Genomic DNA, 9,725 nt, shown 5'->3' with positions numbered 1-9,725 from the left:
ACTTGACCGCGCACAAGGCAAGACGTCCGAAGCAACTGCGCAGCCTTTCCATGCCGAACAGACCTTACGGTGCTTACCGGCGCTTGATCATCTCATAGGCGATAGCGCTGGGTGTGCCGTCTGTCAGATTGTTGCGGCCCAACTCGGTCCAGCCCTGTCCCTTGTGCGGGAACCATGTATCCGCGCCCGTGACCGTCGTGTCCACCTGGGTGAGCAACAAGCGATCCGCCAATGGCAACATTTCTTCGTAAATACCTTGCCCGCCAATGCCATAGATCCGAAAATAGCCCTCTGCATAGGCCAGAGCAATGGCCGCCTCGACCGAGGTGACCACATGCTCGTTCAAGGACATGTCACGCGACACCACAATATTCAGGCGATCTTTCAGAGGCTTGAACGGAAGACTGTCCCAGGTCTTTCGCCCCATGATAATAGCGCCCCCCAAAGTCTCACGCTTGAACAGCGCCAGATCCTGCGGGATGTGCCAAGGAATGTCACCATCCCGGCCAATTGCACGATTATGGTCATGGGCTGCGATCAACGTGATCATGGACGCTCTCCGAATATAGGGACGGACCGCCAGATCCCGGCCCTGCCTGTGGGCGCCGAGTATCCCCAAGTGATGGAATCCTCAATCGTAAAGTCATGGATCGGTCCCGTCTGCACAATGCCGGCATCGGCCTTGTTCCGTTCGGATCCCATCTAGGAAAATCAAACTTTGATGACGGAGTTTGCCGCACTTGAATCGCATTGGTTTAATTGACGCACAGGCCATTCAAACTGGTCTCTTTATCGTCCCACGTTGAAAGCTGGCAGAACCTCCAAAGAGCGCAAACGTCTTGGCAGATCGGCTTTCTTAGCCCATGCACATCCGTCAGCCACGTGATACTCTCATGACTCCCAAATCCCATGAGTTTGCAATTGCACATGGAAAAAGCGTAGCAACGGGACGTTTTCTCAGTCCAACACCGGTTGTGAGAGGGGCCAGACGAAGGTCGTGGGACGTGGCCGCTCTCGCGACATCTCTCGCAGACACTTCCTTCTGGGCAGTGGAAACCACAATCAAGCTGCGGTTACCACCAAAGGGCTGAGTTCTTCATATCGATCTCGGATCCCAAGACAGCTACAACCAATCGCCGCTTCACCTTCGACTATATCCGTCTTGAGCCGCCGGTCACGTGCTTCTCCGAGCGTTCGCCAGCCAAGTGCTTTGCGTGGTCTCGTAACCGAAGCCTGGTCAAAAGCGCTCCTTTCTTGGCAGCCATGTCGGTTGAGATCTGCGTCCTTTGGAAACGAATGGTGGAACAGACCGATACGGCCGCACGGCCAGAGACTTTTATTATCAAAAAACCTTACATCGGCTCCGCTGTCGATCGGAGGGTGAGTGCGCATTGCCACCTCGCCGCCCTGAGGTCAGCCCAAGGGCACCCCTGTCGGCTAGGACGGTCACAGCCTCCCACATTTTCCATACGGAGATAGGCCCAGCTCCCGTGCTGCGATAAAGCCCCCGAGGGGGACTTTCACATGGTCACGAATCCACGGGTTGCGCATCATTTGCCGTGATCAGAAGGCCTTATACCAGCATGGCTTCCAGTTCTTCCCTGCTCTTTCATATAAACAAAGGCTGCCGGGTTGCCGATCAGTGGCAAGGACAATTGCGATGACATCGCCCTTCCCGAGACCTTGTTCCAAATCCTCCATGCCGAGCTAATCTGGCCACGGGCGTGGGAAACGCGGCGGCAGTCGGAGGCAGTGATCATCGAATACATCGCCAACGTCTAAAATCTACGTCTCTCTTAGATTTATCAGCGCAAGGTGGCGTTTCAGGCAAGGATCGACGCGCCGCAGATGGCTGGAAAAATTCCGTTTTATTTGAACGGACGGTGGCCAGACCATAGCACCCGCAGCTCGGAAAGGCGCAATACACACACTATCCTGACGCAGGAGAGTGACCTATTGGAAGGACCTACCAGTTGGTGCCTCTATCGGGCGAACCGCTTTTACGCTGCGATGGCATCGATCAAGGGTCAGAGTGTTATAGCATCAGGTCGCCGCATCCGGTTTCGAGCAGAGGCTGATTTCGGAATCGCACGTTGGTGCAAGGTGGCAGATGGTCGGACACATCGCGCCTGCCTGATTTCGCGGGACGCCTGCGTGAGCTTTCCAGCCGCCGGGGTCTTTTACGAGGAAAAGCTCGGCGAAAAAACCTAGCCTCCCATTTGATCCAAAAGCTGTAGCGCCTCTTGCCTGGCAAATAACGTGTTTGGCATTTTGGGAAAACATGGCGATTGCCGCACGAACGGAATCGTTTTTGAACGTGAGCACCGTCTCTCTGTCGGCGTGACGCCCACGAGCGGCCCACGAGCGCCGTTCAAAGATGCGCCCTGTCACACAAGTTGATCGACGTGATATATGTCGTGCGGCGGCAGCGCGCCCGATCTCTAAGACGTCGGCCAGGCTGCCGGTTTATGTAAAATGCTAGCCAAGTGAGAGGCGGCGAGCGACAACCGCCGAGGTCATTCGCATGTCACAACCTCAACGGAATATGGAAATGTCTGCCATATCGAAAGATTACGCGCCCGTCGTTGGCCATTCAGCACCGGCGTCAAGACAGGACGCAAGCTGCCGCAGACGAGGCAACCCAGCCTCGATCGTGCATTCAGGCTTGTATTCGCAACCGATCCAGCCGGAGTAGCCATTGCGCAGCAGGTGGTTCAGGGCAGCCGCCATGTCGACCGAACCGGCATGTGGCTCGGTCCGGGTCGGGACGGCGGCAATCTGGACATGGCCAACAGCGTCACGGAAACGGTCGAATTCCTTTTCAGGGCTCAACCCTTCACGCCCCACATGGTAGATGTCGAACATGAGCTGCGTGCGTCCCAGCTCTTCATCCTGGATGACGCGGACGGCCTGTTCAGGCAGATGATAAAAGTAACCCGGTGCGTCAAAATTGTTCAGGGGCTCAAGAAGATAGCTCAGTTCGGGCACAGTCGCCTCGACCCAGCGCAGGTTTTCGCCAAGGGTCGCCCGCGCCGCGGGCGTGTTGGGCGTGACCCCCGCCATGATATGCATGCGCGGCGCACCGGCGGTGATGGCGAACTCGGCGGCACGCAGGAAGCCCTCGCGAAACTCCGCCTCGCGGTCTTGCAGCGCGGCCAGACCGTTTTCGCCCTTCGCCAAATCGCCGCGCGGCGCATTCATCGCCAGAAGCCGCACGCCAGCGTCCTGACAGCACTTCAGGATGTCCTGCGCCGGGGTGTCATAGGGCCAGTGCAGTTCGACGGCATCGAAACCTGCGTCCGCTGCGGCCCTGATCCTGTCAAGCAGGTCGAGTTCCTTCCAGAGAAAACCGAGATTCGCGGAAAAACGTTTCATGTCAGCCTCTCAGCCGGAAGGTTGCGTTCAACTTGTCGATGTCTCCATGCCTCAGATGGCGCATCGGGCGATCCCCGGCAAGGAAGATCAGCTTGATGGTCTCTTCAAGCTCTTCAGCGGCAAAGACCGCGTTTTCAAGGCCGTCGGCGCTGACCACGGGGCCGTGGTTGCCAAGCAGCACCGCCGGATGGTCGACTGCGGCCTCTTCAATGCAGGGCATCACGGTATCCGCACCGGGCCTCGTGTAATGCACCATCGGCACACTGCCGAGCCACATCACCGCATAGGGAGTTATCGGCGCAAGGGGGCTTTCGGATCGGTGCCCTCGAAACAGGACAAAAGCGTGTCATTGACGAAAAGATGCCCCACGAACACGGTGCGGTCGGTGCCAAGGGCCTGCATCAGCGCTCCGGACATCGGGCAGATTTTGTCGTCGGCGGTACTGTCGAAAGTCGAGCAATACTTGAACAGGATCCGTGTTGCCCACTGTGCGCGCTGCCAGTCAAGCGCCGCGAGCGATTCCGCCATCGCATCGTCTGCCGGAATGGATTGGGTCTTGAGCGCGATGACACCCCTATCGCAGTCCACCTCATTTCAGTTGCCGGGCATCCCGGTCATCAGCGTGGTGCGGATCCCGGCACAAGTCAGCGTGTTGCCAAGGTCGCGGGTCCCGGTGAAATCATCGGCAGTACATCCCAGAAGCATCTGCCCTTCCTTTCTCAGAAGATCAGATCAAGCGGCAGCAATTCAGTTTTTGCGACCCGGTCGTGGCTTGCCTCTATCTGCGCGGTCAGCGCGGTGACCGGCAGCAAAGCGCAGGCCACGGACAGACCGCCTTCGCCCCAAGCGGTGGGAATGCGCAGGATGGATGGAATTCTGACACGGCCACCTCGACCACGGTCTGACCCGCGCGGGTCAGCCAAGCGAAGAGCAGCATGGTCGTCACATGGACAAGCAAGGATATGATCGTGGCGGTGCTGCAGGGATGACAGCAAGGCTTCGACGCAGATATGGCCACCGGCCAGGGCCGCAAGCACGAAGGCGCTCGCGCATAGCCAACGGAACATGAGATAGGGGTCTCGTTCACCCAAACCGCACCCTGTTCAATCAGATGGCGCAGCGCGACCCCGGTGAGGGTGGCCACGAACACTCCGACCAGCGAGTGGAATCGATGATCTGGGTCAGAGGCGTGATGAACGCGTCCGTCCCTACGGCGAGGCGCAAGATCATCCGGGCTATGCCCGGATCCTGCGCGCCGCGGCTGGTCGCGCTACTGTCGGTCATGGCGAGACGGCCGCGGAAGATTAGGCCTGCGACTGGGTGAGCAACGCTTCGATGAAGTCGCCGTACTTTTCGCGCCACGTGTCATAAAATGGTGCGGTTGCTTTGCGGAACGCCTCGGTGTTGAAATCGCTCACCTTCCCGGCCTCGGATACGATCGCGAGCAATGCCGCATTGGCCTCGGTATCGTTGCTGCGCTGGTACTCGGTTGCGGCGGTCGATGCCTCGGAAAGCCAGCCATTTTCCGTGTCCGACAGCTGTGCCCATGTCACTTTGCTGGCCAGCAACGGCAGGAATTCCCACTTGTGGTCGGACAACGCCATTTAGTCCTGTTCTTCCCGGAACTTCTGGTTTTCGGTGTTCACCGCGGGATTTTCCCGTCCGCCATCAGTCAGCAAATCCAGGCCATCGAGGCGCATATCGGAGTCCGCCTGCGCGGTCGCACTGGCCGCAAGGTGGTGCAGACTGAAGCGGGAGAACGCTATTCCCAGCTGGTCCGGGACGAGATCGAGCGTATCACCGTGGCCACCGAGCAGATGCGGGGCGCGAATTCCTTCACCCTTCTGAACATCCGCGTGGCGCCGACCTTCGCCAGCGAATGGGTTCCCCCGCGCCTGCCCGGTTTTATCAAAAGCACCCGGGCATAGAGCTTCGCCTCGATGCCACCAATGCCCAGCCGCCGAAGGAGGAACCGCCAGATAAACCGCGGAAATGTCAGGGCACGGCTCTCTTGCCTTGTTCAGCAAGAGTTCGGGCGCACATTTTAAACAACCACTGCTCTGAATGCCTGCTTAGCTCTCTGGACAGACGCCAGCGACCGTGACAATTTGTGCGTGATGGTGCCCTGCCCTTCAAGGGTGGGCTGAAAAGGGAATGCGGTGCGGGTTAACGCCCTATGCCGCAACTGCCCCCGCAACTGTAAGCGGCGAGTGCCCCGAAATGACCACTGGACCCATTCGTCCGGGAAGGTTCGGGACCACGACGACCCGCAAGTCAGGAGACCTGCCATCTCCGGTATGCGGTCCCGCATATCGCAGTCACCTTCAATCCTCGGGCGGGGTGCCTCGGGAGAAAGCAGGCAATATGGTCCGATCCGACCTTTTGACATCGCTGTCCCACACGACCCGCGTCCAGCTGCGCGGAGGGCGCTATGCTACTTGAACGCACGATTTCTCAACTTGATATTGGCCCGGTCCATCCCGGCCGCGCCACGGAAATGGGCCGCATGGGATATCTGCAATGGTTGGGCGCCCTGCCCGGCCACAGCGGATATGCCGCAGAGGCGCAGCGCGCGCTTGCCATGGCGCAAATCTTTGCCGATGGCTCCCCCGCCGTCGCGGTGTTTTGTGCGCTGCTGCGCCAGTCATTGGACACACCTTTGCAGCCGATGACCCTGGCGCCGCCACCACGGGTGCGGCGGGGCGGCGCGCGAACCCGTCGCCTGATGTCATGAGCATTTCCGGACGGGCTGATACCTTCACCATCTGGCTCAGAGTGTAACACCTTCTCGGGAAATGCGCCTTTTCCCGGCAGGACCGAGAGACTACAATTGGGCAAAGTTTAACGTCCCATCCAAGGATACCCGAATTGACAGACCAGCCTAGCCAGACCCAGCGCGTCGCGCGTGCCGGATTGCAGATCAGCCCCAAGCTTGTCACTTTCGTAGAACAAGAGGTTCTGCCCGGCACCGACGTATCTGCCGACACTCTATGGGAGGGGCTGTCTACGCTGGTGCACGACTTTGGACCGCGTAACAAAGCGCTGCTGGACAAGCGCGAAGATCTGCAAAAACAGATCGACCAGTGGCACAAAGGCAATCGCGGCGGCCCACACAATGCGGTGTCCTACAAGGGTTTCTTGCAAAAGATCGGCTACATTCTGCCAGAGGGGCCGGACTTCGAAATCGAGACCGCGAACACCGATCCTGAAATCGCGAAGGTTGCCGGCCCCCAGTTGGTCGTTCCTGTGACAAATGCGCGGTTCGTTCTAAATGCAGCGAACGCGCGCTGGGGCAGCTTTTACGATGCGCTCTATGGCACAGACGCCATGGGCCCGATCCCGACGGGTGGTTTCGATGACGGGCGTGCGGCCCGCGTGGTCGCACGTTCGGCTGTGTTCCTCGATCAGATATTCCCGCTCGAAGCGGTGTCTCATGCGCAGGCTCAGGCCTATCGCGTGGTGGATGGCGCGCTTTTGGTGGATGGCTCACCGCTGAAGACGCCCGCCGGTTTTGCCGGCTACACCGGCAGTGCAGACGCGCCAACCTCCGTCCTTCTGCGCAACAACGGCTTGCATGTGGAGCTGGTGTTCAACCCCGACCACCCCATTGGCAAGACGACGCCCTCCGGCCTTGCGGATGTGCGGCTGGAAAGCGCGATGTCCGCCATCGTGGATTGCGAGGACAGCGTCGCCTGCGTCGATGCCGAGGACAAGACCACTGCCTACCGCAACTGGCTGGGCCTGATGCAAGGCGATCTGTCCGAGACGTTCGACAAAGGCGGCAAGTCGGTCACGCGCGCATTGCATGACGACCGGACCTTTACCGCGCCGGACGGCTCGACCCTCACGCTCAAGGGGCGCGCCTTGCTGCTGGTGCGCAACGTCGGCCACCTGATGACAAACCCGGCCATCCTCGACCGCGACGGTCAGGAAATCTTCGAAGGTCTGATGGACGCGATGATGACCGTTCTCATCGCCATGCACGACCTCAAAAAGACATCTGGCGCGCGCAATTCCCTGTCCGGCTCCGTCTATGTGGTGAAGCCAAAGATGCACGGCCCGGAAGAAGTTGCCTTTGCCGATGAGATCTTCAGCCACGTGGAACAGGTGCTTGGCCTGCCACAGTACACTGTCAAGCTTGGCATCATGGACGAGGAACGTCGCACCTCGGTGAACCTCAAGGAGTGCATCCGCGCCGCCAAGAGCCGCGTATGTTTCATCAATACCGGCTTCCTTGACCGCACCGGCGACGAAATTCACACCTCGATGGAAGCCGGGCCGTTCTCGCGCAAGGATTTCATCAAGCGCAAATCTTGGATCACCGCCTACGAGAACCAGAACGTGGACATCGGTCTGGAATGCGGTCTGTCTGGCCGCGCTCAGATCGGCAAAGGCATGTGGGCGCAGCCCGACAACATGTCCGCCATGCTGGAGTCCAAGATCGAACACCCGCGCGCCGGCGCAAACTGCGCATGGGTGCCCTCTCCCACGGCCGCCACGCTACACGCCACGCATTACCACAAGGTTGACGTTCTGGCGGTTCAGGCCAAACTCGCCGAGGGCGGACGCCGGGCCTACGTAGAGGCCCTGCTGGACATTCCGCTGGCCACCTACCGCAAATGGACCCGCGACCAGATCCGCCGCGAGGTGGAAAACAACGCGCAAGGCATCCTGGGCTACGTGGTGCGCTGGATCGATCAGGGCGTGGGCTGTTCCAAGGTCCCCGACATCAACGATGTCGGCCTGATGGAAGATCGCGCCACCTGCCGCATCTCCGCCCAGCATATCGCCAACTGGCTGCACCACGGCGTTGTCTCGCGCCAGGAGGTGTCCGAGATTATGCAATCCATGGCAGAGGTCGTCGACCGCCAGAACGCGGGCGATCCGCTTTATCGTCCGATGGCACCGGGCTTTGACAGCATCGCCTACAAGGCCGCCTGCGATCTGGTATTTGAAGGGCGCGAGCAACCGTCCGGCTATACCGAACCGGTGCTCCATCGCCGCCGCCTGGAGCTGAAGGCCAAAGGCTAAGCGCTAGTCTTCAAAGGTGCGCGGCGTGCGTTTCCCGGTGATCCGGTGCCAATGCTCGTCCGCGCGCTTTTCAAAGGTCGCAGCCTCCCGCGCATCGCTTTGGTAAAACGCGCCGCGCGGGACATTCTCTACATAGGTTTGATCGACCCACCCCTTGGGGTCCTTATGCGGTAGACGATAGCCCACATGGCCCAACTTCTTGGCCCCGGCATAATGCGCGTCCCTCAGATGCAGCGGAACGGCCAGCTGAGGGTTGGAGCGTACATAAGACAGCGCCGCGCCGATGCCGCGACAGGCGGCAGCGGACTTCGGTGCACGCGCGATATGCAGCGCGGCGTGGGCAAGGATGATCTGCGCCTCAGGATAGCCGATGCGCTCCACCGCCTCTGCCGCCGCGACAGCGGTTTGCAACGCGGTGTTGTCGGCAAGGCCAATATCTTCTGACGCGTGAATCATGATCCGCCGTGCAATGAAACGCGGGTCTTCGCCCGCATGCACCAGCACCGCGAGCCAATACAGTGTCGCATCAGGGTCCGAGCCACGCATGGATTTGATAAACGCCGAAGTCACGTCATAATGCTGATCCCCGGTGCGATCAAAGTTCACGGGCGCGGCGGCATAGACCTCGTCGATCATGGCCTCGGTGACCTGCCCGGTGTGACCAATGGCGAGGCTCTCCAGCGTGGTCAAGGCGCGCCGCGCGTCCCCACCAGACCGCCCGGCGATCAACGTGAGTTGGTCATCGGTCAGCTCGATGTCCACGCTTTGCGCTTGCAAAAACGCCACGCCGCGCCGGATCACATCTTTCATATCCTCAAGGCTCAACGGCTCAAGTTTCAGCACCTGAGACCGGGAGATCAGGGCTTTGGGGATGGCATGATAGGGGTTTTCCGTGGTGGCACCGATGAAATCGGTGGTGCCTTCTTCACAGATCGTCAGCAGATCATCGGCTTGGGTGGACGACAGGCGATGCACCTCGTCCACAAACATCAAGATTGGCTTGATCCGCGCCTCGTCTGCAATTTTGCGAATGTCCTGCACGCGCACCCCTGCGGCATGCAGAATGCGGAACTCCTTGCCCAGCATGTTGCCGACCGCGCGCGCAATCGAGGTCTTGCCGATCCCCGGAGGACCGTACAACAAAAGGCTGCCAAGCGCATCAGCCGCGATGCGCCGCCTCAGGATCGACCCTTTGGCCACCAGCGGCTGCTGCCCGATCACCTCATCCAGCGTTGTGGGGCGCAGCACATCGGCCAGCGGACGGCGGCGGTCAGACGGCGCTGCGTCGAAAAGATCCATGGTCGCTCCTGTTGCGGCTC

At 59.9% G+C, this 9,725-nt stretch carries 12 protein-coding genes and 1 riboswitch; of the genes, 3 read left to right on the top strand and 9 right to left on the bottom strand.

What is annotated here, in order from left to right:
• Window positions 1-73: 73 nt before the first annotated feature.
• From GGQ68_RS07800 to GGQ68_RS07770, 8 genes are all read right to left on the bottom strand, one after another.
• The gene (locus GGQ68_RS07800) at window positions 74-550 is read right to left on the bottom strand and encodes a dihydrofolate reductase (RefSeq protein ID WP_183964679.1); all 477 of its coding nucleotides are present in this window, start codon (window positions 548-550) and stop codon (window positions 74-76) included.
• Window positions 551-2,571: 2,021 nt separating this feature from the next.
• On the bottom strand, window positions 2,572-3,375 hold the full coding sequence (locus tag GGQ68_RS07795; protein WP_183964677.1) for a hydroxypyruvate isomerase family protein: 804 nt from the start codon (window positions 3,373-3,375) through the stop codon (window positions 2,572-2,574).
• A gap of 1 nt (window position 3,376) precedes the next feature.
• Window positions 3,377-3,631, bottom strand: coding sequence for a class II aldolase/adducin family protein (locus GGQ68_RS07790; protein ID WP_246429297.1), 255 nt, complete (start codon window positions 3,629-3,631; stop codon window positions 3,377-3,379).
• A gap of 35 nt (window positions 3,632-3,666) precedes the next feature.
• Window positions 3,667-3,963 (bottom strand): four-carbon acid sugar kinase family protein, encoded by a 297-nt coding sequence (locus GGQ68_RS07785; protein ID WP_183964674.1) that lies wholly within the window; start codon window positions 3,961-3,963, stop codon window positions 3,667-3,669.
• Window positions 3,964-3,969: 6 nt separating this feature from the next.
• On the bottom strand, window positions 3,970-4,080 hold the full coding sequence (locus tag GGQ68_RS24120; RefSeq protein ID WP_221235545.1) for a four-carbon acid sugar kinase family protein: 111 nt from the start codon (window positions 4,078-4,080) through the stop codon (window positions 3,970-3,972).
• Window positions 4,081-4,094: 14 nt separating this feature from the next.
• Entirely contained in the window at window positions 4,095-4,442 is a 348-nt protein-coding gene (locus GGQ68_RS07780) for a hypothetical protein (RefSeq protein WP_183964672.1), read from the bottom strand.
• Window positions 4,443-4,482: 40 nt separating this feature from the next.
• Window positions 4,483-4,659 (bottom strand): hypothetical protein, encoded by a 177-nt coding sequence (locus GGQ68_RS07775; RefSeq protein ID WP_183964669.1) that lies wholly within the window; start codon window positions 4,657-4,659, stop codon window positions 4,483-4,485.
• Between the two features lie 20 nt (window positions 4,660-4,679).
• The gene (locus tag GGQ68_RS07770) at window positions 4,680-4,979 is read right to left on the bottom strand and encodes a type 2 periplasmic-binding domain-containing protein (protein WP_183964667.1); all 300 of its coding nucleotides are present in this window, start codon (window positions 4,977-4,979) and stop codon (window positions 4,680-4,682) included.
• Here GGQ68_RS07770 and GGQ68_RS07765 point away from each other — a divergent pair.
• The 3 genes from GGQ68_RS07765 to GGQ68_RS07755 all read left to right on the top strand — a co-directional run bounded on the left by GGQ68_RS07765 (window position 4,962) and on the right by GGQ68_RS07755 (window position 8,406).
• Window positions 4,962-5,303, top strand: a complete 342-nt coding sequence (locus GGQ68_RS07765) for a LysR family transcriptional regulator (RefSeq protein WP_221235544.1) — start codon at window positions 4,962-4,964, stop codon at window positions 5,301-5,303. The genes GGQ68_RS07770 and GGQ68_RS07765 overlap by 18 nt on opposite strands.
• A gap of 173 nt (window positions 5,304-5,476) precedes the next feature.
• A riboswitch (cobalamin riboswitch) is annotated at window positions 5,477-5,680 on the top strand.
• A gap of 126 nt (window positions 5,681-5,806) precedes the next feature.
• Window positions 5,807-6,109, top strand: coding sequence for a hypothetical protein (locus GGQ68_RS07760; RefSeq protein ID WP_183964665.1), 303 nt, complete (start codon window positions 5,807-5,809; stop codon window positions 6,107-6,109).
• 134 nt (window positions 6,110-6,243) lie between these two features.
• Entirely contained in the window at window positions 6,244-8,406 is a 2,163-nt protein-coding gene (locus GGQ68_RS07755; RefSeq protein WP_183964663.1) for a malate synthase G, read from the top strand.
• A gap of 3 nt (window positions 8,407-8,409) precedes the next feature.
• Here GGQ68_RS07755 and GGQ68_RS07750 read toward each other — a convergent pair whose 3' ends face one another.
• On the bottom strand, window positions 8,410-9,705 hold the full coding sequence (locus GGQ68_RS07750; RefSeq protein WP_183964661.1) for a replication-associated recombination protein A: 1,296 nt from the start codon (window positions 9,703-9,705) through the stop codon (window positions 8,410-8,412).
• Window positions 9,706-9,725 lie beyond the last annotated feature (20 nt).

It is taken from the genome of Sagittula marina (assembly GCF_014196795.1).
Lineage (GTDB): Bacteria > Pseudomonadota > Alphaproteobacteria > Rhodobacterales > Rhodobacteraceae > Sagittula > Sagittula marina.
This window is presented reverse-complemented; position numbering and strand designations above follow the sequence as displayed.

Coding starts and splice junctions, on each gene's coding strand:
- GGQ68_RS07800 (WP_183964679.1), bottom strand. CDS start 550: ATGATCACGTTGATCGCAGCCCATGACCATAATCGTGCAATTGGCCGG.
- GGQ68_RS07795 (WP_183964677.1), bottom strand. CDS start 3,375: ATGAAACGTTTTTCCGCGAATCTCGGTTTTCTCTGGAAGGAACTCGAC.
- GGQ68_RS07790 (WP_246429297.1), bottom strand. CDS start 3,631: ATGGTGCATTACACGAGGCCCGGTGCGGATACCGTGATGCCCTGCATT.
- GGQ68_RS24120 (WP_221235545.1), bottom strand. CDS start 4,080: ATGCTTCTGGGATGTACTGCCGATGATTTCACCGGGACCCGCGACCTT.
- GGQ68_RS07780 (WP_183964672.1), bottom strand. CDS start 4,442: ATGTTCCGTTGGCTATGCGCGAGCGCCTTCGTGCTTGCGGCCCTGGCC.
- GGQ68_RS07775 (WP_183964669.1), bottom strand. CDS start 4,659: ATGACCGACAGTAGCGCGACCAGCCGCGGCGCGCAGGATCCGGGCATA.
- GGQ68_RS07770 (WP_183964667.1), bottom strand. CDS start 4,979: ATGGCGTTGTCCGACCACAAGTGGGAATTCCTGCCGTTGCTGGCCAGC.
- GGQ68_RS07760 (WP_183964665.1), top strand. CDS start 5,807: ATGCTACTTGAACGCACGATTTCTCAACTTGATATTGGCCCGGTCCAT.
- GGQ68_RS07750 (WP_183964661.1), bottom strand. CDS start 9,705: ATGGATCTTTTCGACGCAGCGCCGTCTGACCGCCGCCGTCCGCTGGCC.